Below are 26,108 nucleotides of genomic sequence, written 5' to 3' on the forward strand. Positions count from 1 at the left end.
GCAAAGGAGTTCTCCCCGTGCCTGTTGTCGTCGGGGTCGACAGCTCGACCCAGTCGTGCAAGGTCGAACTGCGCGATCTGGACAGCGGACGGCTGCTGGGCAGTGGCTCGGCGCCGCACCCGCCCGCGTTCGCGCCCCGCAGCGAGCAGCATCCGTCGAAGTGGTGGAGCGCGTTCGAGCACGCCCTGGACGCGGCGGTGACGCACGCCGCGGTGGCCAGGGCGGACATCGCGGGGATCTCCGTCGCCGCGCAGTGCCACGGCCTGGTGCCCCTTGACGCCGGCGGCGAGGTGATCCGCCCCGCCAAGCTCTGGAACGACACCACGAGCGCGCCCCAACTCGACCGGCTGCGCGCGCAGATCGGCGCGGACTCCTGGGTGAAGGCGGTCGGCTCGCTGCCGACGTCCGCGTTCACCCTGAGCAAGCTCGCCTGGTTCGCCGAGCACGAGCCCGAGAACTTCGCCCGCCTCGCCCGCGTCTGCCTGCCGCACGACTGGCTGACGCTGCGTCTGTCGGGACGGCACGTCACCGACCGCTCCGAGGCATCCGGTACGGGCTACTGGAGCGCCGCGGAACACCGGTATCTGGACGAGTACCTCGCACTCGTCGACCCCCTACGCGACTGGTCCTCGACGCTGCCCGAGGTGCTCGGCCCGGACGAGCCGGCCGGCGCCATCACCCCGCAGGCCGCGAGCGCCCTCGGTCTGCGCCCGGACGTCGTCATCGGTCCGGGCGGCGGAGACCAGCACGCGGCCGGGCTGGGGCTCGCGGTCGAGCCCGGCGACGTCGTCTACACCATCGCCACCTCGGGCGTCGTCTTCACCACCTCCCTGGACCCGGTCTTCGACACCTCCGGCCTCGTCGACGGCGTCGCCGACTGCACCGGCGGCTACTTGCCGCTGGTGTCCACGCTCAATGCCGCCCGCGTCACCGACTGGGCCACCGGCATCCTCGGCGTCGACCACGAGGAACTGAGCCGCCTCGCGCTGGCCGCGGACCCGCTGCGCTCCCCAGTGCTCGCGGCGTTCCTCGACGGCGAACGCAAACCGAACCGCCCCACCGCCAGCGGAATGCTCGCCGGGATCACCTCCGCCACCACCCGCGAGGAGATCGCACGTGCCGCACACGACGGCGTCGTACTCGGCCTGCTGCGCGGCGAGTCCCACATGAACGCCGCAGGCATCGCCACCTCCGGAAAGGTCCTGATCACCGGCGGCGGCGCACGCTCCGCGGCGTACCGGCAGATCCTCGCCGACCTGACAGGCCGCGAGGTGGTCATCGCCGACCCCGCGGACGCCGACGAGGCGACGGCGCGCGGTGCCGCCATCCAGTCCGCGGCCGTACTCACCCGCACCGGCGTACGCGAGCTCCGCCAGGCGTGGGCACCGCGCACCGAGACCGTCGCGACACCGCGCCCCGGCACCGCCGACCTGCGCGAACAGCTTCTCGACCGGTATCTGACCGTCGCCGACTGGACCGGCTTCGACGGGCAGGCGCAACGATGACCGGCCTGTCTGCCTGCGCGGCCACCTACCCGTTCAACACGGGCCTGGCCGACCGGGTACGCAACAGCCCCGGCACCGCCCTGGCCGGGAGCCTGTACGCGGTTCCGCCTCAAAACCGCCCGGCCACCGCCCAGTTGCTCGCCGACCAGCAGCACTGGGTGCACGCCGACGTCTTCGCAGACCGGCGCACCGGAGTCGGCGTCGACCAGATCCGTGACCTGTCCGACGGCGGGACCGGCCCCGTCGACGTGCACTTGCTGACGGCCGGTGCCCTGGATGCGCTGGACGCCGTCCGCCGCCCCGGGATCGCCCGCATCACGTTCCCGTACGAGAGTGTGCCGGACGCCCCCGCCGTGGCCGAGGGCATCCGCGCGAGCGGCATCAGCCCCTGGCTCGCACTCGCCCCGGACACGTCCCTTGAGTCGTGCGCCGACGTCCTGCCGTACGTCGACGGGCTGCTCGTGATGCTCATCGCGCCCGGCACCCACGGCAGTTCGGACCCGGCACTGCTCAGCAAGGTCCGCCAGGCCGCACCCACCACCCCGGTCGGAGTCGACGGCGGCGTCGGCGAGGACAACCTCGACCGCGTGCTCGCCGCCGGCGCGACCTACGTCGTCATCGGACGACGCCTCTTCGACCTCACCACGCCGTCCCGCAAGGAGGACACCCCATGAGCAGGATCACCGGCAGCGCGGACATCGGAAGCGCGGACATCGGAAGCGCGGTCACCGGAAGCGCGGTCACCGGAAGCGCGGTCACCGGAAGCGTGGACATCCCCCGCACCATGCGGGCCTCCGTCCTGGTCGCCAAGGGCCGGATCCGCGTCGAGGAACGGCCGGTGCCGGTCCCCGCCGACGACGAGGTCCTCATCCAGGTGGCGTCCGTCGGAGTCTGCGGCTCGGACGTGCACTACTACCGCGAAGGCCGGATCGGCGACTTCGTCGTCGACGCGCCCCTCGTCCTCGGCCACGAGGTCTCCGGCCGCATCGTCGCCGTCGGAGCGGCCGTGCCCGACACCCGGATCGGCGAACGCGTCGCGATCGAACCGCAGCGCCCCTGCCGCATCTGCGCCCAGTGCGCGGCGGGCCGCTACAACCTCTGCCCGCACATGGAGTTCTACGCGACCCCGCCCGTAGACGGCGCCTTCCAGGAGTACGTGACCATCCAGGCGCCGTTCGCCCACCCCGTACCGGACACGCTCTCCGACGACGTCGCCGCGCTCCTCGAACCCCTCTCGGTCGGCATCTGGGCCGGCCGCAAGGCCGAAGTCGCGCCCGGATCAAGGGTGTTGATCGCCGGGGCCGGACCGATCGGCGTCATCGCCGCCCAGTCCGCGAAGGCGTTCGGCGCGAGTGAGGTGATCGTCTCCGACCCGGTGGCCGAGCGGCGCGCGATGGCCGAGCGGTACGGCGCGACGAGCACCCTCGACCCGATGACCGACTCCGTCGCCGACCTCGGCGTGGACGCCTTCATCGACTGTTCCGGCGCCACCCCGGCCGTCCGGTCCGGCATCACGGCGGTCCGCGGCGCGGGCACCGTCGTCCTCGTAGGCATGGGCGCCGACGACGTGCCCCTGCCCATCCCGGTGATCCAGAACCGCGAACTGAAGGTGACCGGCGTCTTCCGCTACACCGACACCTGGCCGGTCGCCGCTCAGCTGGCCGCGGCCGGGCAGGTCGACCTGGGCTCGCTCGTCACCGGCCGCTTCGACCTCGACCACGTCGAGGACGCGCTCAACGCCGACCTCGCTCCCGGCTCTCTCAAGACGGTTGTGTACCTGTGAACGAACCCACCACGAACGCCTCCACCAGCTGGTTCACGGTGCGGGCCGAGATCTCCGGCGCACTGTCGGAGGTCTCCGGCACCCAAATGGCCCGCGCCGCAGCCATGTTCACCGTCCACGACCGCCGCTGGTTCTGCTCCGGGCAGGGCCGGTCCGGGCTCGTCGCGCAGATGTCCGCGATGCGTCTGATGCACGCAGGCTTCGACGCGCACGCCGTCGGTGAGGCCACCGCGCCGTCGATAGGCGACGGCGACGGGCTGATCATGATCTCCGGCTCCGGCGAGACGCCGGTGACCCTGCACCTCGCCCACCTCGCCCGTGCCTCCGGGGCGCACCTGCTCGCCGTGACGACCCGCGGCGACAGCTCGCTCGCCGGCCTCGCGAACGCCGTGATCGAGGTGCCGACGGGCGGGTCGAACCAGTTCGGCGGCTCGCTGTTCGAGCAGAGCGCACTGCTGCTGCTCGATGCGCTGATCCTCGACATCACGGCCGCGGTCCCCAGGGTCTACGACGAGATGCGGGCGCGGCACACCAACTTGCAGTAACCGCAGGTCACTTCACGGCGCCCCGCGCCATCGGCTGTGCCGGGCACCTCGACTCCGGGCACCTCGACTCCGGGCGCGTCCGCCGGTCGGGTGCCGCCACCGACGACCTGGGTCCACTGATCAGCGACCCGGCTCGGGCGAGATCTGCCGCATGAGGCTGAGCATGTCCGGAGCCACCCACTCCTCGGCGATTCTGTCGCCCTCGAAGCGGTAGATCTCAATACTCCGGAAGCTGACCTCCCGGTTCGTGGCTGCCACGCCCTGGAAGTCACCGCGGTGCGTGCCACGGAACCCGGCCCGCACCACAACCTCGTCGCCGACGCCGAACATGTCCTCGACGCTGATCTGGAGGTCAGGGAAGGCGTCCAGCATGGCCTGGGTCCCGGACCGCCAGATCTCACGGCCGTGCAGTGGTTCAGGCACGCCAGGGATGTTGGCGATGAAGTTCTCCGTCAGTATCTCGACGCTCGCGTCGAGGTCGCCGCGCTCGACCGACGCGTAGGCCGCACGCAGCAGAGCCATGTTCTCGGCGGTGACATCGACCGTCTCGGTTCCCATTTCGGTACCCCTCTCTCGGCGTCCATCGCGCTGAGCCCGAATCGCCCCGACGGGCGAAGTACGGGCCGTCGATCCGTGGACCACCAGTAGAAACCTTGCCGCCGCGTCAAGGTCAAGCCGCGCAAGTCAGGCTGCACCTGGCACGCGCGGCCGAGGAGCCTTGGCGCTTCTCCAGCGCATCCACGACTTCCCCGTCTGCGGTCAGCAGGGTGGCGCAGACCTCGGCCCGCACGCCCCGCCCACCAAGAGGCCCAGCAAGAGGCCCAGCAAGAGCCCGGACCAGAGTTCACGCACCTGCCTCAGGCAGACATCGCCACAGTAACCGCGGCAGCCGACGCCGCCGTGTCGTACCGGGTCAGGAGCAGCCGCGCCAGTTCCGGTGCGGGGCCGAGCACATCGGCGAGAACGTCCGCGCCGGCCTCGCGGGCGCCGCGGACGATCCGGTCGGGCAGGAAGCCGGGTGCGATGACGTACGGGGCCACCGCCACCCGGCGGACGCCCTCGGCACGGAGTTCGCGTACGGCGTCCTCGGTGCGGGGCAGAGATGCGGAGGCGAACGCAGGCCGCACGGCACACCAACCGGTGCGCCGCCACTCCCGCGCGATTTCTGCGATCACTGCGATCGCCTCCGGGTCCGAGGAGCCCGCCGAGGCCAGGACGACCCCGGTCGAGCTCTTGTCGCCGGGCCCCAGGCCCGCTTCGTACAGCCGCTGCTCCAGGGCGTCGAGGAGCAGCGGGGAGGGGCCGAGCACGTCGGCCTGGCGTATCCGCAGCTGCGGCAGGCGGGAGGTTGCCTCGTGCAGGACGGCGGGGATGTCGGCCTTGGCGTGGAAGGCGCGGGTGAGGAGCAGCGGCAGGGCCACCACGTCACGTACCCCGTCCGCGGCGAGGCCTTCGAGTACCCCCGTCACCGAGGGGGCGTTGAAGTCCAGGAAGCCGGTCTCCACCCGGAGCCCGGGCCGCAACGACCGCACGCGGCGCACCAGGGCGTGCACGGTCGCGGCGTGGCGCGGGTCCCGGCTGCCGTGGGCGACGACGAGCAGGACGGGCGGGGACGCGTCCGGCCCGGGCTCGCCCCGGGCGGGGCGGGCGGGGTGCGGCGGAAGGCTCAGGTGGCGCATGACGGTTCAGCTCCTGCCGAGGAGACCGCGGCTGCGCAGCACGCGGCGCTCCAGGGGACTGAAGACGAGCAGGTCGATGGCGATCCCCACGATCAGGATGAGGAAGATGGCGAGGAACACCATGGGCATGCTGCTGTTGATGCGGCCGTTGTTCAGCAACTGCCCGAGACCGATGCCGAGTTCCGGCGAGGACGCGATGATCTCCGCGGCCATCAGGGACCGCCAGGAGAAGGCCCAGCCCTGCTTCAGACCGGCCAGGTATCCGGGCAGCGCCGCCGGCATCACGATGTGCCAGGTGCCGCGTGCCCCGGTGGCACCCAGGGTCCGGCCGGCCCGCAGGAACAGCGGCGGCACCTGGTCGACGCCGGCGACCAGACCGTTGGCGATGGACGGGACGGCGCCGAGCAGGATCACCGCGTACATCATCGAGTCGTTCAGGCCGAGCCACAGCACCGCGGGCGGCACCCAGGCCACCGACGGCAGCGACTGCAGACCGGACAGGATCGGCCCGATCGCGGCGCGGACGAACCGCACGCGCGCCACGAGCAGGCCGAGCGGCGTGCCGATGACGAGAGCGAGGAGGAAGCCGGAGACGCCGCGCCAGAGGCTGGTCCAGATGTAGTCGAACAGAGTGCCCTGCAGCCAGGCCGTCCGGACCTCGGACCACACGGCCGAGGGGGACGGCAGCTTGTACGGGTCGACGATCTGCGCCCACGTCAGGGTCTGCCAGAGCACCAGGACCAGGGCGATCGCGAAGACGGGGGGAAGGACCTTCTTGCGGAGGGTCTCGCTGCGCGGGGTGCGCTGGTCCACCGAGCTCTCCAGGGCGTCGAGCCCGGCCTCAAGGCCCGCGAGCCCCGTCAGGCCCGCGGCCTCGTCCGCCCCCTTGGCCGCGGAAGCGGAAGCGGAAGCGGAAGCGGAAGCGGAAGCGGAAGCGGAAGCCGACGCCGAGGCCGACGCCGAGGCCGACGCCGAGGCCGACCTGGAGGTCTCGGTGGAGGACTTAGTGCTGGCCATGACGGCGGATCTCCCCACGGAGTTGTTCGGTGATCTCAAGGGACAGCTCCGCCACGTCGGAGTCCTCGATGCGGCGCGGCTGCGGAATGTCCACGGTCCACTCCCGGGCGATGCGCCCGGGGCGGGACGACAGCAGGACCACGCGCTGGGCGAGGCGGACGGCTTCGCGCACGTTGTGGGTCACGAAGAGCACGGAGAGGCCGGTCTCATGCCACAGCTGGGTCAGTTCGTCGTGCAGTACGTCACGGGTGATCGCGTCGAGCGCCGCGAACGGCTCGTCCATCAGGAGCAGTTGGCTGTCCTGGGCGAGCGCGCGGGCCAGCGCCACGCGCTGGCGCATGCCGCCGGACAGCTCGTGCACGCGCTTGCCGTAGGCGCCGCTCAGGCGGACCAGGCCGAGGAGCCGCTCCGCCTCGTCGCGCCGCTCGCTCTTCGGCACGCCGCGCAGGCGCAGGGCGAGTTCGACGTTCTTGCCCGCGGTGAGCCAGGGGAACAGGGCGTGCTCCTGGAACATCAGGGCGGGGCGCCCGGAGGTCTCGATGGCGCCGACGGTCGGGGCGTCGAGGCCGGCGACCAGGTTGAGCAGGGTGGACTTGCCGCAGCCCGAGGCCCCCAGGAGCGTGACGAACTCGCCCGGTGCGACATCGAGGCTGATGTCGTCGAGCACGAGCTGCTGTGCGCCGGGCCGGCCGAAGGACTTGGACACGTGCTGGATGCGGGCGGCGTGCGACACCGCCGTGCGGTCCTCGGCCTTGGTGAGGGTGCTGGTGGCCATGATCGTCACCTCCTGGGAACGGTCGGGTTGAGGTGGCTACTTGACGCCGAGGCCGGAGTCGTCGACGCCGGGTTGGCTCTCGTCCCGCAACACCTTGTTGAGGAGCTCCAGGTCGTAGATGCCGTCCAGGTCGGGCTTGTCGAGGAGGCCGGCCTTCACCGCGTGCTGGGCCTCGCTGTCGAGCGTGGCGGCCAGCGGGTCGTCGGTGAACTCGATGGATTTCCAGGCGGGGTCGATGACCTCCGCGGGCAGGGCCTTGCCCAAGTCGCGCTGCAGGCGGTCGTTGGCGGCGGCCTTCGCGGCGTCCGGGTGCTCCGCGATCCACGCGTTGGTCTTCACGGTGCCGCGCAGGAAGGCCTCGACGACCTGCGGGTGCTCCTTGAGGAAGGTCTGCGAAACGACGATGTTGGTGATCACGAACTGCTCGTCCGGCCACAGGTCCTTCTCGTCGAGCAGCACCTTCGCGCCCTGGGCGACCAGCTTGGACGCGGTCGGCTCGGGCACCCAGGCGCCGTCGAAGGAGCCCGACCGGTAGGCGTCCGGCATGATCTTGTTGTCGGTGCGGACGACGGACACGTCGCCCTTGCCGCTCTGCGCGTCGACCTTCCAGCCCTGCTCGGAGATCCAGTTGAGGAATGCGACGTCCTGGGTGTTGCCCAGCTGCGGCGTGGCGATCGTCTTGCCCTTGACATCGTCCAGGGACTGGATCTTGTCGGGGTTCACCACGAGCTTCACGCCACCGGACGCCGAGCCGGAGATGATCCGCAGCCCCTTGCCCGCCGACTTGGTGTATCCGTTGATCGCCGGCGAAGGGCCGATGAAGCCGATGTCGATCGACTTGGAGACCAGGGCCTCGATCTCGGAAGGGCCCGCGTTGAACATGGACGGCCTGATCTGGGTGCCGCCCAGCTCCTTCTGCAGAATGCCCTGCTCCAGGCCGACGAGGGCCGTGCCGTGCGTCAGGTTGGGGAAGTAGCCGACCTTCACCTCGGAGAGGTCGTCGATCGGCTTGCCCTTGGCGACGTTCTGGGGGTCGTCCTTGGCCTGGGAGCCGTAGCCGCAGGAGGTGGCGGCGAAGGCCAGGAGCGGCAGGACGACGGCCGCGGTGAGCGAACGCCGCAGCGTGCGCAGGCCCGGAAGGCGGGCCCCGTGCGGGATGCGGGCCCCGCGCGGGCTACGACCTCGGCGCTCGGCCGGCGTGGCGGCGTCGGTCGGGCGGTTGGCAGGCACGGGAGGTGGTCCTCTCCTCGGCCCGGCCCTCACGTCCCCCGGGGAGCTGTGGGGGCGGAGGCCGGGAATTCGGCGGATCTTCGTCGATGTGACGGAACGTCAGGCACGTGGTGCGGAGCTTCAGGCACGGTGTGCGGAGCTTCAGGCACTTCAGGCACGGTGTGCCGCGGGGCGCGCAGGCGGTGCGCGTACGTCATCGCGCACATCGCACGACACCGCCCGAGCCCGCGCCGAGGGCGCCGCTGCCGATGCGGCCGCCCTCCTTCGCGAACGTCGCGAACACATCGGTACGCATCAGAAGTCCCAGCCCTCGTCGTCCACGTCGGCGCTGGGCACGGTCTTCGAGGCGAACGAGTCACCCGCCATGCCGGCGGCGAGGGTGGTGCCGTCGGCCGGGTCGATCAGCAGGAACGAGCCGGTGCGGCGGGAGTCCTCGTACGAGTCGAGCGCCAGCGGCTCGGCGGTGCGGACGCGGACCTGGCCGATGTCGTTGGCGATGAGCTCGCCCGGCTCCGGGTGCTGGGAGAGGTCGTCGAGGGTCAGCCGCGAGGGGATTTCCTTGACGATGGCCTTGACCGTGCGGGTGGTGTGCTTGAGCAGCACCCGCTGGCCCACCGAGAGCGGGGTGTCGGCCACATGGCAGACGGTCGCCTCGATGTCCTGGCTGGTGGCCGGGGCGTCCCCGGACGGCACGAGCAGGTCGCCGCGGGAGATGTCGATGTCGTCCTCAAGGATCAGCGTCACCGACTGGGGCGTCCACGCCACGTCCACGCGTCGGCCGAGCAGGTCGATCCCGGTGATCTTCGAGGTCGCCCCGGACGGCAGCACGGTCACGGACTCGCCGACGCGGAACGTGCCCGCGGCGATCTGGCCCGCGTAGCCGCGGTAGTCGGGGTGGTCGGCGGTCTGCGGCCGGATCACGTACTGCACGGGCAGACGTGCGTGGCAGGTGGCCAGGTCGTGGCTGACCGGCACGGTCTCCAGGTGCTCCAGGACCGTCGGGCCGCCGTACCAGTCCATGGTCGCGGACGGCTCCACCACGTTGTCGCCGGCGAGCGCGGAGATCGGGATCGCGGTGATCTCCGGGACGCCCAACTCGGTGGCGTAGGTGGTGAATTCCTCGGCGATCTTCGCGAAGACGGGCTCGGCGTAGTCGACGAGGTCCATCTTGTTCACCGCCAGCACCACGTGCGGCACGCGCAGGAGCGCGGCCAGGGCGGCGTGCCGGCGGGTCTGCTCGACGACACCGTTGCGGGCGTCCACGAGGATCACGGTCAGCTCGGCGGTGGAGGCGCCGGTGACCATGTTCCGGGTGTACTGCACGTGCCCGGGGGTGTCGGCGAGGATGAACCGCCGCCGCGTGGTGGCGAAGTAGCGGTAGGCGACGTCGATGGTGATGCCCTGCTCCCGCTCGGCGCGCAGGCCGTCGGTGAGCAGCGCCAGGTCGGGCTCGGCGGCGCCACGGTTGCGGGAGGCGAGCTCGACGGCCTCCAGCTGGTCGGTGAGGACCGACTTGGAGTCGTGCAGGAGGCGCCCCACGAGGGTGGACTTGCCGTCGTCGACGGAACCCGCGGTCGCGAACCGCAGCAGGGTCGTCGCCGACAGGTCGGCCAGGCCGCCCGGCTGCGCCGCGTCGGCCGTGTGGTCGGCGGGGCCGGCGTTTTCGGCGTGCGTGCTCATTTAGAAGTACCCCTCGCGCTTACGGTCTTCCATCGCGGCCTCGGACATCTTGTCGTCGGCGCGGGTGGCGCCCCGCTCGGTGAGCCGGGACGCGGCGATCTCGGTGATCACGGCCTGCAGGGTGGTGGCGTCGGAGTCGACGGCGCCGGTGCAGGACATGTCGCCGACCGTGCGGTAGCGCACCTGGCGCTTCTCGACCGGCTCGTCCTCGCGCGGCCCGCCCCACTCGCCGGCCGTCAGCCACATCCCGGAGCGCCGGAACACCTCACGCTCGTGCGCGAAGTAGATCTCCGGCAGGGCGATCTGCTCGCGGGCGATGTACTGCCACACGTCCAGCTCGGTCCAGTTGGACAACGGGAAAACCCGCACATGCTCACCCGGCGCATGCCGGCCGTTGTAGAGCTGCCACAGCTCGGGGCGCTGCCGGCGCGGGTCCCACTGCGAGAACTCGTCGCGCAGCGAGAACACCCGCTCCTTCGCGCGGGCCTTCTCCTCGTCCCGGCGGCCGCCGCCGAACACCGCGTCGAAGCGGTGCTGCTGGATGGCCTCGGTCAACGGCACGGTCTGCAGCGGATTACGCGTCCCGTCGGGGCGCTCGCGCAGCTTGCCCGCGTCGATGTACTCCTGCACGGACGCGACGTGAAGGCGCAGCCCGTGCTCGGCCACCACGCGGTCGCGGTAGTCCAGGACCTCGGGGAAGTTGTGCCCGGTGTCCACGTGAAGCAGCGAGAACGGCACCGACGCGGGCGCGAACGCCTTCAGCGCCAGGTGCAGCATGACGATCGAGTCCTTGCCGCCGGAGAACAGGATCACCGGCCGCTCGAACTCACCCGCCACCTCACGGAAGATGTGCACCGCCTCGGACTCCAGAGCGTCCAGGTGGCTGAGCGCGTACGGGCTGTCGGTCTCCTCCGACACCAGATTCGCGGTGGTCGTCATGCCAGACCCCTTTCCGTGAGCAGCGCGTGCAGCGCCGCCGCTGACTCCTGCACCGTCTGCTGGTGCGACTCGATCCGCAGATCCGGCGACTCGGGCTCTTCGTACGGGTCGTCGACACCGGTCAGGCCGGACAGTTCACCCGCGGCCTGCTTCGCGTACAGGCCCTTCACGTCCCGCTCCGAGCACACCTCGACGGGCGTGGCGACATGCACCTCGACATACGCGGTGCCCTCGCCCTGGTGGCGCCCCCGCACCGCCTCGCGGCTGTCGGTGTACGGGGCGATGACCGGCACGAGGGCCTTCACACCGTTGGCGGCGAGCAGTTCGGCGACGAAGCCGATGCGCTGCACGTTGGTGTGCCGGTCCTCGCGGCTGAAGCCGAGGCCCGCGGAGAGGAACTCGCGGATCTCGTCGCCGTCGAGCACCTCGACGGCGTGGCCCTCGGTGCGCAGTCGGCCCGCCAACTCGTGGGCGATGGTGGTCTTTCCGGCGCTCGGCAGACCGGTGAGCCAGATGGTGGCCCCGGTCGTGGCGGGCGCGGCGGTGGCAGCGGGGGCTGCGCCGGCGGTCACGTTGGTCTCCTGGTTGTCGGTCATCCGTGCAGCCCGCATTCCGTCTTGTTGCGGCCGGCCCAGCGGCCGGAGCGGGCGTCCTCGCCCTCCGCCACGCGGCGGGTGCAGGGGGCGCAGCCGATGGACGGGTAGCCGTCCATGAGCAGCGGGTTGGTGAGTACGCCGTGTTCGGCCACGTAGGCGTCCACGTCGTCCTGGGTCCAGCGGGCGATCGGCGCGATCTTCACCTTCTGGCGCTTCTCGTCCCAGCCGACGACCGGGGTGTCGGCGCGGGTCGGCGACTCGTCGCGGCGAAGACCGGTGGCCCAGGCCTCGTACTCGGTCAGGCCCTCTTCGAGGGGCTTGACCTTGCGCAGCGCGCAGCACAGGTCGGGGTCGCGGTCGTGCAGCTTCGGCCCGTACTCGGCGTCCTGCTCGGCGACGGTCTGGCGGGGCGTCAGGGTGATCAGGTTGACGTCGAGGACGGCGTCCACGGCGTCGGCGGTGCCGATGGTCTCGGGGAAGTGGTAGCCGGTGTCGAGGAACACCACGTCCACGCCGGGCATGGCGCGCGACGCCAGGTGGGCGACGACCGCGTCCTCCATCGACGAGGTCACGCAGAAGCGCTTGCCGAAGGTGCGCGCGGCCCACCCGAGGATCTCCAGGGGGGAGGCTTCCTCCAGTTCTCGCCCTGCCCGTTCGGCCAGCTCCTTGAGTTCGTCGGCGGTACGTCGCTGAGCCTGAGCAGTCGTCATATCTCGTCCCCTCCACCGTCGTTGTGCGTGCTGTTGTCCTGCTGCGCGAGGCCCCGGGTGAGCAACCCGAGGAACTTCAGCTGGAAGGCCCGGTTGCAGGCCGCGCACTCCCAGGCGCCGTGCCCGCTCTCGTGCGGGCGCAGGTCCTCGTCGCCGCAGTACGGGCAGTAGAACGGCGCGGCCCGCCCGCTCATTTGAGGGCCTCGTCGGAGGCCCGGGCCGTCCAGGTGGCGAAGCGCTCGCCCTCCTCGCGCTCGTCCTGGAAGCGCCGGACGACGCGCTCCACGTAGTCGGGCAGCTCGTCGGCGGTCACCTTCAGGCCGCGGACCTTGCGGCCGAAGCCCGCTTCGAGGCCGAGGGCGCCGCCGAGGTGCACCTGGTAGCCCTCGACCTGCTCGCCCTGGTCGTTGAGCATGAGCTGGCCCTTGAGGCCGATGTCGGCGACCTGGATACGGGCGCAGGCGTTGGGGCAGCCGTTGATGTTGATGGTCAGCGGCTCGTCGAACTCCGGGATGCGGCGCTCCAGTTCGTCGATGAGCTGGGAGCCGCGGGCCTTGGTCTCGACGATGGCGAGCTTGCAGAACTCGATGCCGGTGCAGGCCATGGTGCCGCGCCGGAACGTCGACGGCCGCACCGTCAGGTCGAGGGCTTCCAGCGCCTCGGTCAGCGGCTCGACCTGGTCCTCGTCCACATCGAGCACGATCATCTTCTGCTCGACGGTGGTGCTCAGGCGGCCCGAGCCGTGCGCCTCGGCGATCTCCGCGATCTTGGTGAGCGTCGCGCCGTCGACCCGGCCGACGCGCGGCGCGAAGCCGACGTAGAACTTGCCGTCCTGCTGCCGGTGCACGCCGACGTGGTCGCGCCACTTGGCCACGGGCTGCTCGGGCGCCGGACCGTCGACCAGCGCGCGCTTCAGGTACTCGTCCTGAAGGACCTGGCGGAACTTCTCCGTGCCCCAGTCGGCGAGCAGGAACTTCAGGCGCGCGCGGGTGCGCAGGCGGCGGTAGCCGTAGTCGCGGAAGATCGAGATGACGCCCTCGAAGACCTCCGGGACCTCGTCGAGCGGCACCCAGGCGCCGAGCCGCTGGCCGATCTTCGGGTTGGTGGAGAGACCGCCACCCACCCAGAGGTCGAACCCGGGCCCGTGCTCGGGGTGTTCGACGCCGACGAAGGCGACGTCGTTGATCTCGTGCGCCACGTCCAGGAGCGGCGAGCCGGAGACCGCGGACTTGAACTTGCGCGGCAGGTTGGAGAAGGCGGGGTTGCCGATGACGCGGCGGTGGATCTCCTCGATGGCGGGGGTGCCGTCGATGATCTCGTCCTCGGCGATCCCGGCGACGGGCGAGCCGATGATGACGCGCGGCGTGTCACCGCAGGCCTCGGTGGTGGAGAGCCCGACCTCTTCGAGGCGCCGCCAGATCTCCGGCACGTCCTCGATGCGGATCCAGTGGTACTGGATGTTCTGCCGGTCGGTGATGTCGGCGGTGCCGCGGGCGAACTCCTCGGAGATCTCGCCGATCACCCGCAGCTGCCGGGTGGTGAGGCGGCCGCCGTCGACGCGCACGCGCAGCATGAAGTACTTGTCGTCCAGCTCCTCCGGCTCCAGGACCGCGGTCTTGCCGCCGTCGATCCCGGGCTTGCGCTGGGTGTAGAGGCCCCACCAGCGCATCCGGCCGCGCAGGTCCTGGGGGTCGATCGAGTCGAAACCGCGCTTGGAGTAGATCGTCTCAATGCGTGTCCGCACATTGAGACCGTCGTCGTCCTTCTTGAACTGCTCGTTGCCGTTGAGCGGGGTGAAGTGCCCCACGGCCCACTGGCCCTCACCACGGTGACGGCTCGCCTTGCGTCGGGGCGCTGCTGAGACGGGCTTCTCAGGGGTTGCGGCCATGGTTGCTACGTCCTTCGGGACTACGGGAAAGCGGCTCTGACCAGCGCATACGGGCATGCGGGCGGCGCACTTCGACAGCTGCGCGCGTCCTTGCGCGTAAGGGGTGGGGTCAGATCAGGAAAAAGGGGGGTGCGGCGTTGTGTGCTGAGAGCTCAGCGCGCCGGACAGATCGCGCTGGACATGCGGCCGAGGTCGACGTGACGCCGACTCACCAAGGCAATTCCAGCTCTAGACATGACGGAAGCGTTGCACGGGCCTTTAGACCCAGTCCAGCTACGTCCGCGATGCGGACGAGATCGTCTCGCATCGCGATATGCTGTGGCCTGGGTCACTCGGCCGGTTCCCGCTGAGCCTCCCGGTTCCTGTTAATCCTCTCCGGTTCCCGCTGAGGCTCCGGCTCCTCGCGGCGTCACGCGCCGGGCCAGGGCCCCGGGGTCTCCACCGCGGGCTCCTCCTCGACCTTCGTGTCGAAGAGCCGGAAGCCGCGCCGCTGATAGTTGGCCATCGCGTGCTCGCCGTCCTTGCTGCAGGTGTGCAGCCAGACCCGCTTCGTCGCGGGCAGCCCCGGCCAGCGCTCGGCCAGGTCCCAGGCGCGAGCGGTCGCGTACGACAGCAGGTGGCCGCCGATCCGGCGGCCACGGAAGGCGGGGACGAGCCCGAAGTAGACGATCTCCACGGCCCCCTCGTCCTGGGCCTGCAGCTCCACATACCCCGCGGGCGTGCCCTTGTCGTACGCGACCCACGTCTCGGTGCCGGGCCGGTCGAGGTGCTCCTGCCACTGCGCGTACGTCAGGGCGAGCCGGTCGGTCCAGCGGATGTCGCCGCCGACCGCGGTGTAGAGGAAGCGGCTGAACTCCGGCGACGGGACCTCGGCGCGCACGATGCGCACATCGCCGCCCGGCTCCGCGGCCGGGGCGAGGTCGTCGGGGGAGGTCTGTTCCAGGGACCAGGTGGTCACGGTGACGGTGCTCATGGGGCCAGGGAATCACGGGCGCCCGGGGGCGCCCAAGCCCTGTCCGGGGCCTGCGGAGGGGGCCTGTGTCGCGGAATGGGACTCCGTCTCGTACGGCGAGACACCGCCCCTCGGTGATGAGGCCCCCGGCCGCTGGCGAGGACTCCGCTCCGGCCAGGCCCTCCGGGGCGAGGGCCACGGCGCGCGGGTCGGAGCCGGACCGGGCGACGGTGAGCCCCTGCTGGACCCAGCAGCTCGTCAAGGCAGCTCGTCAAGGCAGCTCGTCAAGGCAGCTCGTCAAGGCAGCTCGTCAAGCCAGCTGGTCAAGGGCTACCAGCCCGTCGGTCGCCGGTGCCCCCGGCGTCCCCGGTGTCCCCAGTGCCCCCGGCACCCCCCTCCCGGGCGCCGCGTGCCCGCAGGATCGCCGGGGCGGTCGAGTGGGGGAGGAGGGCGGACGGGGGGTCGGGCAGGAGCAGGTGCAGGGTGGCGTCGTCGCGGAAGCGGTACGGGCGGTGGTCGATCAGGCCGGACAAGTAGCGGCGGACGCGGGAGAGTTCGGCGCGGACCGTGACCGTGCGGGCCGGGTCGCCGAAGAGGTCCGCGGCGAGGTCGGCGGCCGTGCGGCCGGAGGGGTGGGAGGCGAGGACGTAGAGGAGCTCCGCGTGGCGCGGGGAAAGGTCGTGCGTCCAGGTGCCCGCGCCGCCCGACACGGTGAGGCCGGCGCGGTGGGCGTCGGTGAGGTCCAGGGTCACCGTCGAACCGTCGGGCGGGCCCGGCCGGTCCGCGTCCGGGTCGAGGCGGAGCAGCCAGCCGCCGCCGGGCAGCTGTTCGGCCTCGCACTCGCCGACCGAAGCGAGCCAGGTGCGGCCCGCCGTGAAGGACTTGGGCAGGGCGAGCCGGTCGACGTGCGGCATGCCGGAGACGGCCGCCGTCCACCCGTTCTCGTCGACGGCCAGGGCGCGGCCGCCGGAGAGCCGCGACAGCAGCGGCAGCGCCACCGACCGCAGCCGGTCGAGGGACTCCAGATGCCGGGTACGCAGCTCCGCCTCCGCGAGCCGCGTCACCGAGTGGACCAGGGCGAGCGTCGCCGGATGCATCGTGTCGACCGGGCCGCTCACGTCCACCACGCCGATCAGCCGCCCGTCGCGCGGGTCCGTCACGGGCGCGCCCGCGCACGTCCAGGAGTGGTGCGTACGGACGAAGTGCTCGGCGGAGAACACCTGCACCGGCCTGCGGACGACCAGGGGAGTGCCGACGCCGTTCGTGCCGACCGTGGACTCCCGCCAGTCCGCGCCCAGTTCGAAGCCGTGGCCGTCCGCCTTGCGCAGCACCGAGGGGTGGCCCTCGCGCCACAGCACCCGGCCGTCGGCGTCGGCGACCACCATGATGTGCTGCGCGGCTTCCGCGATCGACAGCAGGCCCTCGCGCAGCACCGGCAGGATCTCCTGCAGCGGGGAGCTGCGGCGCCGTTCCTCCAGGTCCTCCAGGGCGAGCAGGCCGGCCCGGAAGTCGCGGTCCGGGTCCACGCCGCCGCGCAGCATCCGGTCCCACGACGCCTCGATCACGGGCCGTGGTCCGACCGGCGGCTCCTGCCCCGCGAGGGCGGCGTCGCGCACGCCCTTGAGCAGCCGGGCGGCGCGGACCGCGTCCATCGCGGCGAGCCGGACCAGGTCGATCGTCGAGTTCGTCACCGGTGCCTCCCCTTGCAACGGTCTGAGACTTGCAGCGGTCCGAGACGTGCAGCTGTCTGCTGATTGCCATGGTCTGAGACGTGCAGCGGTCTGCGGATTGCCATGGTCAGTGGCTTGCAGCAGTCTGCGGTTGCAACGGTCTGCAACCCTCGCAAATAACCGAGCAGTTGACTGACACTGTTCCCCGCGTCGCTGCTGCGGCGTTCGCGCTCCTTTTACGGGGCCACGGGGGCGGGGGTGGTGCCGTGTCGGCGCAGCATCACCCCTGTTCCTCTCTTGCATCGCCCTGCGGGCTCGTCCTCAAGCTCCCTGGGCCTTCGGCCGGGAGGTGCCCCCGGGCGGGCCGAAACGCGGCGCCGCCCGTTCGACCACCGCTCTCAGATGCAAGCTGTGCGGCAACGTGCCGAACGCCGAGCCCCAGTCCCCGCCCAGCCGGGAAGCGCAGAACGCGTCCGCGACCTCCGGTGGGGCGTAGCGGGTGAGGAGGGAGCCCTGGAGGACGACGGCCAGGCGTTCCACGACGCGGCGGGCGCGGGCCTCGATGCCGTCGAGGTCGGCCAGTTCGGTCAGCAGCGACTTGATCGCGCCGTCGAGCCGGTGGTCCGCGCCGCGCGAGCGGCCCACCTCGCGCAGGTACGCGTCGAGCGCGAGCGGTTCGCGTTGCAACGCGCGCAGCACGTCGAGCGCCTGGACGTTGCCCGCGCCCTCCCAGATGGAGTTCAGCGGCGACTCGCGGAGCAGGCGCGGCATGGCGGACTCCTCCACGTAGCCGTTGCCGCCCAGGCACTCCAGGGCCTCCACCGCGACCGGCGTGCACCGCTTCGTCACCCAGTACTTCGCCGCCGGCAGGGCGAGCCGCAGGAACGCCCGCTCCTGCTCGCCCCCGTCGTCGTACGCCGCCGCGAGCCGCAGCGCCAGGACCGTCGCCGCCTCCGACTCCAGGGCCAGGTCCGCCAGGACGTTCCGCATCAGCGGCTTGTCGATCAGCGGGCCGCCGAACGCGCTGCGGTACGTGGCGTGGTGCACGGCCTGCGCGACGGCCTGCCGCATCAAGCCCGCCGAACCGAGCACGCAGTCCAGGCGGGTCGCCGCGACCATCTCGATGATGGTGCGCACCCCACGCCCCTCCTCACCGACCCGGCGCGCCCACGTACCGTCGAACTCCACCTCGGCCGAGGCGTTCGAGCGGTTGCCCAGCTTGTCCTTGAGGCGCTGGAGCGCGAACGCGTTGCGCGTGCCGTCGTCCAGGACGCGCGGCACGAGGAAGCAGCTCAGGCCGTCCGGGGCCTGCGCCAGGACCAGGAAGCCGTCCGACATCGGCGCGGAGCAGAACCACTTGTGCCCCCGCAGTACGTACGCGCCCGGCTCCGACAAGCGCTCCGCCGACGTCGTGTTGGCCCGTACGTCGCTGCCGCCCTGCTTCTCCGTCATGCCCATCCCCAGCAGCGCACCGGCCTTCTGCGCGACGGGCCTGAGCCCCGGCTCGTACACCGTGGACGTCAGCCTCGGCTCCCACACGGCGGCGAGCGACGGCTCGGCGCGCAGCGCGGGCACCGCCGCGTGCGTCATCGACACCGGGCAGCCGTGCCCCGCCTCCGCCTGCGTCCACACCAGGAACCCCGCGGCCCGCCGCACATGCCCGCCCGGCCGGGTCCACGCCGAGGTGAGGCCCGCGGAGACGGCCCGGTCGAGGAGGCGGTGCCAGGCCGGGTGGAAGTCGACCTCGTCGATGCGGTGGCCGTAGCGGTCGTGCGTACGCAGCCTCGGCGGGTGGTCGTTGGCCTGCGCGCCCCACTCCTGGACCTCGGCCGAACCGGCGGCCGCGCCGAGCGCCGTCAGCTCCGCGCGGGCGTCGTCCAGGAGCTCCGGATCGAGGTGCCGCTCGACCGCCTCGGACAGGGCGCGGTCGGAGGCGAAGACGTCGTATTCCACCAGGGGCGGGGCCTGGTTGGTCACGGTGTGGGTGGTGGCTGCCATGCGGATACGGTAAGGAGGTGCACCAGGCAAACGAAACACCTGAGCAGGGCTCAGGACGGCTCCACCGCGCTCGGGTCCTCTACCGGAACATGTCGAAGCGCAAGACCGCCTGGCTGCTCCTCAAGGACACCGTCGACTCCTGCGTCGAGTACCGCATCCTCGGCCTCGCCGCCGAAGCCGCCTTCTTCACGCTGCTCTCCGTGCCGCCGCTGCTGCTCAGCCTCATCGGACTCCTCGGATACGTCGACACCTGGACCGGCGCCGACACCATCCAGTCGCTGCGCGAGAACATCCTGGAGGCCTCCCGGACCGTCCTCTCCGACCAGGGCGTCAAGGAGATCGCGCAGCCGATCCTCGACGACGTCATGAAGGGCGGCAGACCCGACGTCATCTCGATCGGCTTCGTGCTCTCCCTGTGGTCGGGCTCGCGGGCGGTGACGGTCTTCATCGACACCATCACCGTGATGTACGGCCTTGACGGGGTGCGCGGCATCGTCAAGACCCGGCTGCTCGCGTTCCTGCTGTTCCTGGTGGCGCTGCTGATCGGCTCGGTGGCGATGCCGCTGATGGTGGCGGGTCCGGACGCGGTGATCAGCCTGTTCTCGTGGTCCGAGTCGCTGGTGCGGCTCCTGTACTGGCCCGTGGTGATCGTGCTGAGCATCGTCTTCCTGACGACGCTGTACCACGTGTCCGTGCCGGTGCGGTCGCCGTGGGTGGAGGACGTGCCCGGTGCGCTGGTGGCGCTCGGGATGTGGGTGCTCGGCAGCTTCCTGCTCCGTATCTACCTCACCAACACCATCGAGGGCCCGAGCGGCCGCCCCACCATCTACGGCTCCCTGGCCGCGCCCATCGCCGTGATGCTGTGGATCGGGGTCGGCGCGTTCGCGGTGCTCGTGGGGGCCGCGGTGAACGCCGCGATCGACCGGGTGTGGCCGTCCGTCGCCACGGCGGCCGCGCGCGCGGCGAACGAGCGGGTACGGGAGCAGCGCGCCGCTGAAGTCGTGGCCAGGGCGGCGGCCGCCCGGGCCGCGCAGGAGGACCCGGACAACCCGGAGATGCCCTCGGAGTTCCCCGAGCGCTGGGCCCAGTTCCTGCCCCCGGAAGACGTCACGGGCCGCCTGCGCACCCACCACCGCAGGAACGGCGAGGCGGACCGCCCGGAGGACCGCAGCCCACGCGACTGACCCGGCCCGCACGCCCGGCCCGCACGCTCGGTCTGTACGCCCGGCCCGGCGTAGCCTCGACGGCATGTACGAGGAGCGGGGCTCGCGGTACGAGGGCGCGCTGGTGTGGCGCAGGGAGCCCCCCGGGTCGCCTGCGTCCGAGGCGCCGTACCCCGTTCTGCCCGACGGCTGCATGGACCTGCTGTGGACCGAGGGCCGGCTGTTCGTCGCCGGTCCGGACACCCGGGCGTACACCCCGGACGGCGAGGGCGGGCGCGGCATCGTCGGGATCCGGTTCGCGCCCGGCACCGCGCCCGCGCTGCTCGGCGTGCCTGCCGACGCGCTGCGCGACCTGCGGGTGGACCTGGCGGAGCTCTGGCCGGCCGCGCGGGTACGCCGTCTGACGGCGCGGGTCGACGCGGCGGCCGACCCGGCGGCGGCGCTGGAGGCGGTCGCCCTCGCGCGGGCCGCCGACCGCCCGCCGCCCGACCCGCTGCTGCTGCGGGTCACGGCGGCCTTGTCGGCGGGCCGCACGGTCGGCGAGACCGCGGATGTGCTCGGCCTCGGCGCCCGGCGCCTCCACCGGCATGCGCTGGCCGCGTTCGGCTACGGCCCGAAGACGCTGGCCCGGGTGTTGCGCCTGCAGCGCGCGCTCGCACTGGCCCGTTCCGGACTGCCGTACGCGGAGACGGCCGCAGTCGCCGGGTACGCGGATCAGGCCCATCTGGCGCGTGACGTACGGGACTTGACCGGGTTGCGGTTGACCGACCTGCTCAGTCGTCGTCCGTGACGGCCGCTTCGGGCAGCGGCGCGAACAGGTCGACGCCCTGGCCGTCGGGGTCGAGGACGGTCGCGTACCGCTGGCCCCAGAACGCGTCGAACGGCTTCATCCCGCCCTCGTACCCGGCGGCGACCAGCTCCTCGTACGTCGCGTCGACGGCGGCCGGGTCCGCGCAGACGAAGGCGAGGGCGGCGCGACCTCCGGAGGGCGGGGGCTGCCAGTCCGGGTGGAAGGAGCGGACGGTTGCCTCGCTGTCGAGCGCGAAGCGGAGCCCTCCGGGCAGCGGGGCCTCCACGTGCGGGAGTTGCTCGGCTCCCTCGGGGAACTCCAGGCCGAGGCGGCGGTAGAAGGCGAGGGAGGCGGACATGTCGGAGACGACGAGGGAGATGACGTCGAAGTGGGGTGTGGGGGTACTCATAGGGGGACGGTAGGGTGCGGGCGGCGGCCGGTCTTGAACGAATCGGACACGTCTCAGGCGGGTGCCGGACACCCGCGGGAGACGCTGGTGGGCGCCCTACCAGGGGGCGTCCTCTCGATCCGGCGCTCGCGACATGCCTCACTCGAAGCCCTGCCGGAGTACGGCCGCTGCCGGGGTGGACTCAGTACGGTCACTCGAACCCATGACGACCCCTTTCGCTAGTGTCCTGAGTCGGGGATTCACTTCAGATATCCGGCGAGGCGTTCGAGGATCTCGTCTGCGGTCTTCGTCCAGACGACGGTTTCGGGTCGTCGTTCCAGATCTTGATCCAGGTGATGCGCCGTCAGCCTCGCGCTGCGCTTGGTACATGGCGAGAGCGAGGACAAAGCCGGCGTCCGGAGGAAGTCATCAGCGGCTCGGTGTGGGCCCGGGATGACGTTCACCGTGAACCGGATGTTGCTGCGCGAGATGCCCAGCGCCGCCGTGGCGGGGGAGTCCCGTGCCCAGTCCCGCAGCGCGGACAGCAGCACGCAACCGACCTCGCCCAGCGCGAAGGAGTCCGCGCACGGGTCGCTGTAGCCGATCATCCACGGCATCGGCATGGAGGACCTTGCTCCGCTGGACGCAGGCGCGGGCGACGGCGGTGCTGGCGCGGGGACACCTTTGCAAGGCCTTCACGCTGCCTCCTACAACCGTGCGCCAGATCACTTCCGTTAGCTCCGGTTAAAGGCGAACCGCCCAGGTTGGGTGTGTTGCCTGTGATGATCACGCCGCGTACGAAAGGCAGCGGCGCGACACATCCAGCAACGTCCTGCCCTCGGTTCGATGGAGGGCAGGGCCAGAAGGGGCATGTCTTGTTAGGAAGGTCAAGAGCCAGAAGGAAACACGTTCTCTCGCGGATAGCCGTCGGTACGGCGGCCGTGCTGCTGTTCAGTGCAGGCGGTGTGGCCGGTGCGGTCGAGACGGCTCCGGCCGCCCAGCCCGACCCCAACGCCGCCCCCTCGACCCGGCCCGCTGCCGGGCCGGAGAAGGCCACGCGTGCGGCTGCAGCGGGGGCGCGGCCGGTGTCGGGGAAGAACCCGACGGCTGCGCCTTTGTCGCGGAATGCTGCGCCTGGCGGGTTCCAGCGGGTGACGTCTCAGAAGGTCCAGCTCAAGAACAAGGTGACCGACGCGGACGGGGACAAGTCGACGCTGACGTTTGAGGTGTGGACCTCGGATGCGGCAGGCAACCCGCTGAAGAAGGTGAGCATCGCCGACAACCAGTGGGGTGTCATTGTCTCCCCCTACGTGGCGTCGGGAACGACGGTCACGGCGGATGTGCCGGTGGGCAAGCTGGCGCTGAACACGAACTACGTCTTCCACACATCGGCGTTCGACGGCTCCCTGTACGAAACGTCGTGGTCGCCGTGGGCGAAGTTCCGTATCGAGCTGCCGGTTGACCTGACGCTGCCGACGCCCGACTACAGTGCGCCCGATCCGACGTCGCTGAACACGCCGCCGAACTACTACCAGACGAAGCCGCTGGGTTCGGCTGGTACGCCGCTGTCTGCGCGCTCGCCGAAGTCGGCGGTGGAGCAGTGCAGCGAGGCGGATGCGGACGGCCGCCAGGTGTGCTTCGGCAAGTCGACGCCGGTGGCCAAGGGCAAGGCGCCCAAGAGCGGGGCGAAGGCCGCGGATGTGGCGGCGGCGACGGCCGGGGTGGAGTGGTGTAACACTGACTTCGAAAGCATCCTCGCTACCCGGTTCACCGAGTGCGATGTCAGGTCGGTGCCGGTCTACATCAGCATGGACGGCAAGATCCAGGCCACTGCTCACTTCATGTTCCTGCGGATGCTGCAGCTCGATGGGCAGAACAGCTTCACGGAGCACCTGACGATCGAGCCCGCTCAGCAGATTCCCCCCGCATTCCGCGAGATCAACTTCGTGGGTGTGGAGCACCTGTGCCAGGGATCGTGTACGCCGCATGAGCCCGATCACAGTGCGTGGAGGGGCAAGACGTGGTGGGTGCCGGGCGAGATGCATTCCGCGTCGCTGACCACCTCGTACACGTGGGACGCCTCGGTTGCCGGGAAGACGTACCTGTACAAGCCGGATGTGAAGATCGACGCGAACATTCTGCCTGCGGACGGGAAGATCCGCCCGTTCATGACCGGCTACCAGTGGTCTTTGGACTACGACGGCGGCACGGAGGATCTCGACCAGATCCGATGCGACACCACCAACGCAGGGCCGGGCACGGGCTGTGTGTTCGTCAACCACGCACCCACCTACATCTTCAACGCCAAGGCTTATCCGCAGGCCGCGGCGCACGCGTGGCTGATCCAGAAGGCCACCCCCAAGCACCCGGGTTCGATGGCCGATCAAAAGCCCCTGTACTACATGGGCGACAGTGCGCAGAACTCCCGTAGCCGTAACCGGATCTGCCCCACCGGGTGGGCCGCGGCGAACGGGGACGCCTCCGCCCTGGTGGACGCGGCCGACGCGCTGAACTGTGACGAGTTCGCGTTCGCCTCCTCCTACAACAGCGGCGGCATGTCGTCCGCTGAGGGCGGCCTGAACCCCGCGCTGCCCCCGGGCGGCGGGACCACACCGACGGGTGCGGCGTGCATTGGCACCTACGCCAAGAAGCACGGCAGCATGGTCCACCTGTTCTCCCTGAACGGCACCGACCCCACGTTCAGCGAGGTGTGCGGCCGGTCGGCAATCTCCGGCATGCACAACCAGGAATCCATGGGCAACCACTTCGCGACGTTCATGCGGGACATGCGGATCATGGACAAGGATGCGTACTGGCTGGACACGCGGATGGATGACGGCGGCACCTGCAAGTACGGCATCGGCGGCGGTCAGCCGGTGATCTGCAAGCTGGCCGCGGAGTAACGCCCCTGGCCTCAACGGCATTGGCCCCCACCCTGCGATCAGGGTGGGGGCCGGTCGCATATGCGCGGCAGACGGTCATGCCGGGGCGATGAGGACGCCGGGAAGGTCACCGGCCTTCACGGCGTCCTGGTCGATGGCCACGCCCGTGTAGGCACCCACGGCGGTGAACACCAACTCGGGAAGGCGCTCGCCATACTCCTCGAAGTACGCGACGACTTCGGCCTCACTGGCCTCAGGCATCGACGGGAACACTGCGCCCGCGGCGCTGAGGGCGGCATCGAGGGCCGAGCCCTGCCCGGTGTCGGTGCCGAAGTCCGTCCGGTACACGCAGGCATCGGGCGCATGGATGATCAGGGCCGGGGGGCTGAAACGGTTGGCGGTCAGGCAGAGGATCTCCTCGCCCTCGCAGGGAAGCATTGACTCGACCTTGCCTTGGTAACCGGTCGTCCAGGTGGCCATGCCCCAGTCCTCCAGCACGTACGTCCACTCACCGCACGTGCCGTACATGGCGCGGTTGAGGTGGGGGGAGGGCCGGCCCGGCTGCCCGGCTGGTGCGCGCAGCGTCCTGCACGGGGTGCGCGCGGCCAGCTCGTCGAGGTCGGCGCCCAGGTTGATGAGGAACTCGTCCGTCTCCACGCCTCGGGCCAGGGTCAGCGAGATGCCACCGAGCATGCCGGGCACGGCCGATGAAGGGGTGTGGTGGTGTGCGCCTATCCACGCGATGCCGTCACTCATGCCGGTCAGACTATCGGCCGATACTGGCGGCGGTTCTGGTGGTGACAACGGGCCCGGACGGCACCGCCTGCGCAGGCCGTCATGGCCAGCGGGAACGTCGCCGCGCGCTCGGTCGGCTCTTGACCTGCAGTTTCAAGTTGGCGGAGGCTCACTCAGGACCACCGCGGACGCCAATTGGTCAACCACGGAGCTCCTCTCCTCGGAGTGCGGAGAGGCGAGGCGAGGCATGACACTCGCTTCGGCCTCGGTTGCGAGTGATCGCCGCAGACTGGACAGCACCCGTCTGGCCGTCGCCGCGTCCGCGCTGCCCTCACCCGCGGCGGCCCGGCCCAAGACGCAGTCGTCGCACGTGAGTTGCGGACAGAGATCGAGATGTACCAGCCCCCGCGACCGGCTCTGGCTCGTTAGGTCCTGCGGGTAGAGTCCGGCGTTATGTACCCGGTCAGCCGTAGCAGCCGCCGCCTGAGGCTCCGCGAGCTCACCACCGACGACGTGGACGCCGTCCTGGCGATCTACGGAAGCCCCCGGGCGACGGAGCACCTCAGCTTCGAACCGCGCTCCCGTACGGACGTGGAGCAGATCGTCGCCCGATCGATTGCGTCGGCCAACGCTACCCCGCGAGCCGAGTACGCCGTCGTGGTCGTGACCCAGGACAGCGGCGAACTGATCGGGTTCGGACGCCTGGCCATGGACCCGCACCAGCCGAACGCGGCCACTTTCGGCTTCGCCCTCCGCCCAGACAGCTGGGGCGTCGGCCACGGCGTCGAGACCGTGGACCTGCTGCTGGGCTTCGGTTTCGAGGACCTTCACCTTCACCGGATCTGGGGTGCCCGCGCGCCGCGCAACGAGGCGTCGGCGCGCACCATGATCAAGGCCGGGATGGTCGAAGAGGGCCGCATCCGCGAGCACATCCAAAGAGGAGGGCTGTGGCGCGATTCCATCGTCCACGCGATCCTCGACCACGAGTGGAAGAGCCGCGCCCTCCCCACGGTGTGTCCCGAATTCAAGTCCCTCTGAGCCCGAGCGAACTGCCTTTCCCCGTCGCTGCACGCAGAGCCACCGCGGCACGGGGGGCGGGGCGAAGCCCCGACGCAGGGGCGCGGGGGAACTGCGCGACCAGCCACGACGGAAGCCGCGGACGAAGCGTCGGCCTCACGCCCCC

26 protein-coding genes are annotated in these 26,108 nt (G+C 71.0%); 8 read left to right on the forward strand and 18 right to left on the reverse strand.

Features of this window, described 5'->3' with window-relative positions:
* The first annotated feature begins 17 nt into the window (after positions 1–17).
* The 4 genes from xylB to QIS99_RS28550 are packed head-to-tail and all read left to right on the forward strand — an operon-like array spanning position 18 to position 3,833.
* Complete coding sequence (gene xylB, locus QIS99_RS28535) at positions 18–1,505, forward strand: xylulokinase (RefSeq protein WP_282516585.1); 1,488 nt, start codon at positions 18–20, stop codon at positions 1,503–1,505.
* Positions 1,502–2,179, forward strand: coding sequence for a beta/alpha barrel domain-containing protein (locus QIS99_RS28540; RefSeq protein ID WP_282516586.1), 678 nt, complete (start codon positions 1,502–1,504; stop codon positions 2,177–2,179). The genes xylB and QIS99_RS28540 overlap by 4 nt, the downstream gene beginning before the upstream one ends.
* On the forward strand, positions 2,176–3,288 hold the full coding sequence (locus tag QIS99_RS28545; RefSeq protein ID WP_282516587.1) for an NAD(P)-dependent alcohol dehydrogenase: 1,113 nt from the start codon (positions 2,176–2,178) through the stop codon (positions 3,286–3,288). The genes QIS99_RS28540 and QIS99_RS28545 overlap by 4 nt, the downstream gene beginning before the upstream one ends.
* A complete protein-coding gene (locus tag QIS99_RS28550; protein WP_282516589.1) occupies positions 3,285–3,833 on the forward strand; it encodes an SIS domain-containing protein in 549 nt (182 codons plus the stop codon). The genes QIS99_RS28545 and QIS99_RS28550 overlap by 4 nt, the downstream gene beginning before the upstream one ends.
* Before the next feature lie 120 nt (positions 3,834–3,953).
* On the opposite strand, the gene QIS99_RS28555 is transcribed toward QIS99_RS28550, so the two are convergent.
* The 15 genes from QIS99_RS28555 to QIS99_RS28620 all read right to left on the reverse strand — a co-directional run bounded on the left by QIS99_RS28555 (position 3,954) and on the right by QIS99_RS28620 (position 18,967).
* The gene (locus QIS99_RS28555; RefSeq protein ID WP_282516590.1) at positions 3,954–4,391 is read right to left on the reverse strand and encodes an ester cyclase; all 438 of its coding nucleotides are present in this window, start codon (positions 4,389–4,391) and stop codon (positions 3,954–3,956) included.
* A 299-nt stretch (positions 4,392–4,690) separates the two neighbouring features.
* Entirely contained in the window at positions 4,691–5,512 is an 822-nt protein-coding gene (locus QIS99_RS28560; protein ID WP_282516591.1) for a sirohydrochlorin chelatase, read from the reverse strand.
* 6 nt (positions 5,513–5,518) lie between these two features.
* Positions 5,519–6,529 (reverse strand): ABC transporter permease, encoded by a 1,011-nt coding sequence (locus QIS99_RS28565; RefSeq protein ID WP_282516592.1) that lies wholly within the window; start codon positions 6,527–6,529, stop codon positions 5,519–5,521.
* Positions 6,516–7,304, reverse strand: a complete 789-nt coding sequence (locus tag QIS99_RS28570; protein WP_282516593.1) for an ABC transporter ATP-binding protein — start codon at positions 7,302–7,304, stop codon at positions 6,516–6,518. Before QIS99_RS28570 ends, QIS99_RS28565 begins: the two co-directional genes overlap by 14 nt.
* A gap of 36 nt (positions 7,305–7,340) precedes the next feature.
* Positions 7,341–8,462, reverse strand: coding sequence for an ABC transporter substrate-binding protein (locus QIS99_RS28575; protein ID WP_408909656.1), 1,122 nt, complete (start codon positions 8,460–8,462; stop codon positions 7,341–7,343).
* A 366-nt stretch (positions 8,463–8,828) separates the two neighbouring features.
* Positions 8,829–10,214 carry a sulfate adenylyltransferase subunit 1 gene (locus tag QIS99_RS28580; protein ID WP_282516594.1) on the reverse strand — a complete coding sequence of 462 codons (1,386 nt, stop codon included), beginning with the start codon at positions 10,212–10,214 and terminating at the stop codon, positions 8,829–8,831.
* Positions 10,215–11,153: a sulfate adenylyltransferase subunit CysD gene (gene cysD / locus QIS99_RS28585; protein WP_282516595.1), complete on the reverse strand. Its 939-nt coding sequence runs from the start codon at positions 11,151–11,153 to the stop codon at positions 10,215–10,217.
* Positions 11,150–11,749 (reverse strand): adenylyl-sulfate kinase, encoded by a 600-nt coding sequence (gene cysC / locus QIS99_RS28590; protein ID WP_408909655.1) that lies wholly within the window; start codon positions 11,747–11,749, stop codon positions 11,150–11,152. Before cysC ends, cysD begins: the two co-directional genes overlap by 4 nt.
* Complete coding sequence (locus QIS99_RS28595) at positions 11,746–12,459, reverse strand: phosphoadenylyl-sulfate reductase (protein ID WP_282516597.1); 714 nt, start codon at positions 12,457–12,459, stop codon at positions 11,746–11,748. Before QIS99_RS28595 ends, cysC begins: the two co-directional genes overlap by 4 nt.
* Complete coding sequence (locus tag QIS99_RS28600; RefSeq protein ID WP_282516598.1) at positions 12,456–12,653, reverse strand: hypothetical protein; 198 nt, start codon at positions 12,651–12,653, stop codon at positions 12,456–12,458. Before QIS99_RS28600 ends, QIS99_RS28595 begins: the two co-directional genes overlap by 4 nt.
* On the reverse strand, positions 12,650–14,347 hold the full coding sequence (locus QIS99_RS28605; RefSeq protein ID WP_282516599.1) for a nitrite/sulfite reductase: 1,698 nt from the start codon (positions 14,345–14,347) through the stop codon (positions 12,650–12,652). The genes QIS99_RS28600 and QIS99_RS28605 overlap by 4 nt, the downstream gene beginning before the upstream one ends.
* A 152-nt stretch (positions 14,348–14,499) precedes the next feature.
* Positions 14,500–14,583 carry a putative leader peptide gene (locus QIS99_RS32410; RefSeq protein WP_344478438.1) on the reverse strand — a complete coding sequence of 28 codons (84 nt, stop codon included), beginning with the start codon at positions 14,581–14,583 and terminating at the stop codon, positions 14,500–14,502.
* A 173-nt stretch (positions 14,584–14,756) separates the two neighbouring features.
* Positions 14,757–15,320 (reverse strand): GNAT family N-acetyltransferase, encoded by a 564-nt coding sequence (locus QIS99_RS28610; protein ID WP_282516600.1) that lies wholly within the window; start codon positions 15,318–15,320, stop codon positions 14,757–14,759.
* 302 nt (positions 15,321–15,622) lie between these two features.
* Positions 15,623–16,951 carry a GAF domain-containing protein gene (locus tag QIS99_RS28615; RefSeq protein WP_408909657.1) on the reverse strand — a complete coding sequence of 443 codons (1,329 nt, stop codon included), beginning with the start codon at positions 16,949–16,951 and terminating at the stop codon, positions 15,623–15,625.
* Positions 16,952–17,290: 339 nt separating this feature from the next.
* Complete coding sequence (locus tag QIS99_RS28620) at positions 17,291–18,967, reverse strand: acyl-CoA dehydrogenase family protein (RefSeq protein WP_282516602.1); 1,677 nt, start codon at positions 18,965–18,967, stop codon at positions 17,291–17,293.
* Positions 18,968–18,984: 17 nt separating this feature from the next.
* On the opposite strand from QIS99_RS28620, the gene QIS99_RS28625 reads away from it, so the two are divergent.
* Complete coding sequence (locus QIS99_RS28625; RefSeq protein WP_282516603.1) at positions 18,985–20,151, forward strand: YihY/virulence factor BrkB family protein; 1,167 nt, start codon at positions 18,985–18,987, stop codon at positions 20,149–20,151.
* A gap of 64 nt (positions 20,152–20,215) precedes the next feature.
* Entirely contained in the window at positions 20,216–20,920 is a 705-nt protein-coding gene (locus QIS99_RS28630) for a helix-turn-helix domain-containing protein (RefSeq protein ID WP_282516604.1), read from the forward strand.
* Here QIS99_RS28630 and QIS99_RS28635 read toward each other — a convergent pair.
* Positions 20,904–21,329: a VOC family protein gene (locus QIS99_RS28635; protein ID WP_282516605.1), complete on the reverse strand. Its 426-nt coding sequence runs from the start codon at positions 21,327–21,329 to the stop codon at positions 20,904–20,906. The genes QIS99_RS28630 and QIS99_RS28635 overlap by 17 nt on opposite strands.
* A gap of 239 nt (positions 21,330–21,568) precedes the next feature.
* The gene (locus QIS99_RS28640) at positions 21,569–21,931 is read right to left on the reverse strand and encodes a hypothetical protein (protein WP_282516606.1); all 363 of its coding nucleotides are present in this window, start codon (positions 21,929–21,931) and stop codon (positions 21,569–21,571) included.
* Between the two features lie 318 nt (positions 21,932–22,249).
* On the opposite strand from QIS99_RS28640, the gene QIS99_RS28645 reads away from it, so the two are divergent.
* The gene (locus tag QIS99_RS28645; RefSeq protein ID WP_282516607.1) at positions 22,250–24,211 is read left to right on the forward strand and encodes a hypothetical protein; all 1,962 of its coding nucleotides are present in this window, start codon (positions 22,250–22,252) and stop codon (positions 24,209–24,211) included.
* Between the two features lie 75 nt (positions 24,212–24,286).
* On the opposite strand, the gene QIS99_RS28650 is transcribed toward QIS99_RS28645, so the two are convergent.
* The gene (locus tag QIS99_RS28650) at positions 24,287–24,946 is read right to left on the reverse strand and encodes a hypothetical protein (RefSeq protein WP_282516608.1); all 660 of its coding nucleotides are present in this window, start codon (positions 24,944–24,946) and stop codon (positions 24,287–24,289) included.
* 432 nt (positions 24,947–25,378) lie between these two features.
* Between QIS99_RS28650 and QIS99_RS28655 the strand changes: the two genes are divergently transcribed.
* Positions 25,379–25,963 (forward strand): GNAT family N-acetyltransferase, encoded by a 585-nt coding sequence (locus QIS99_RS28655; RefSeq protein ID WP_282516609.1) that lies wholly within the window; start codon positions 25,379–25,381, stop codon positions 25,961–25,963.
* The last annotated feature ends 145 nt before the right edge of the window (positions 25,964–26,108 follow it).

This window comes from Streptomyces solicavernae (genome assembly GCF_029968095.1).
GTDB classification, from domain to species: domain Bacteria; phylum Actinomycetota; class Actinomycetes; order Streptomycetales; family Streptomycetaceae; genus Streptomyces; species Streptomyces solicavernae.

Coding starts and splice junctions, on each gene's coding strand:
- QIS99_RS28600 (WP_282516598.1), bottom strand. CDS start 12,653: ATGAGCGGGCGGGCCGCGCCGTTCTACTGCCCGTACTGCGGCGACGAG.
- QIS99_RS28610 (WP_282516600.1), bottom strand. CDS start 15,320: ATGAGCACCGTCACCGTGACCACCTGGTCCCTGGAACAGACCTCCCCC.
- QIS99_RS28595 (WP_282516597.1), bottom strand. CDS start 12,459: ATGACGACTGCTCAGGCTCAGCGACGTACCGCCGACGAACTCAAGGAG.
- QIS99_RS28570 (WP_282516593.1), bottom strand. CDS start 7,304: ATGGCCACCAGCACCCTCACCAAGGCCGAGGACCGCACGGCGGTGTCG.
- QIS99_RS28555 (WP_282516590.1), bottom strand. CDS start 4,391: ATGGGAACCGAGACGGTCGATGTCACCGCCGAGAACATGGCTCTGCTG.
- QIS99_RS28655 (WP_282516609.1), top strand. CDS start 25,379: ATGTACCCGGTCAGCCGTAGCAGCCGCCGCCTGAGGCTCCGCGAGCTC.
- QIS99_RS28565 (WP_282516592.1), bottom strand. CDS start 6,529: ATGGCCAGCACTAAGTCCTCCACCGAGACCTCCAGGTCGGCCTCGGCG.
- cysC (WP_408909655.1), bottom strand. CDS start 11,749: ATGACCGACAACCAGGAGACCAACGTGACCGCCGGCGCAGCCCCCGCT.
- cysD (WP_282516595.1), bottom strand. CDS start 11,153: ATGACGACCACCGCGAATCTGGTGTCGGAGGAGACCGACAGCCCGTAC.
- QIS99_RS28650 (WP_282516608.1), bottom strand. CDS start 24,946: ATGAGTGACGGCATCGCGTGGATAGGCGCACACCACCACACCCCTTCA.
- QIS99_RS28630 (WP_282516604.1), top strand. CDS start 20,216: ATGTACGAGGAGCGGGGCTCGCGGTACGAGGGCGCGCTGGTGTGGCGC.
- QIS99_RS28615 (WP_408909657.1), bottom strand. CDS start 16,951: ATGGACGCGGTCCGCGCCGCCCGGCTGCTCAAGGGCGTGCGCGACGCC.
- QIS99_RS28635 (WP_282516605.1), bottom strand. CDS start 21,329: ATGAGTACCCCCACACCCCACTTCGACGTCATCTCCCTCGTCGTCTCC.
- QIS99_RS28605 (WP_282516599.1), bottom strand. CDS start 14,347: ATGGCCGCAACCCCTGAGAAGCCCGTCTCAGCAGCGCCCCGACGCAAG.
- QIS99_RS28640 (WP_282516606.1), bottom strand. CDS start 21,931: ATGCCGATGCCGTGGATGATCGGCTACAGCGACCCGTGCGCGGACTCC.
- QIS99_RS28540 (WP_282516586.1), top strand. CDS start 1,502: ATGACCGGCCTGTCTGCCTGCGCGGCCACCTACCCGTTCAACACGGGC.
- QIS99_RS28545 (WP_282516587.1), top strand. CDS start 2,176: ATGAGCAGGATCACCGGCAGCGCGGACATCGGAAGCGCGGACATCGGA.
- QIS99_RS32410 (WP_344478438.1), bottom strand. CDS start 14,583: ATGTCTAGAGCTGGAATTGCCTTGGTGAGTCGGCGTCACGTCGACCTC.
- QIS99_RS28560 (WP_282516591.1), bottom strand. CDS start 5,512: ATGCGCCACCTGAGCCTTCCGCCGCACCCCGCCCGCCCCGCCCGGGGC.
- QIS99_RS28620 (WP_282516602.1), bottom strand. CDS start 18,967: ATGGCAGCCACCACCCACACCGTGACCAACCAGGCCCCGCCCCTGGTG.
- QIS99_RS28580 (WP_282516594.1), bottom strand. CDS start 10,214: ATGAGCACGCACGCCGAAAACGCCGGCCCCGCCGACCACACGGCCGAC.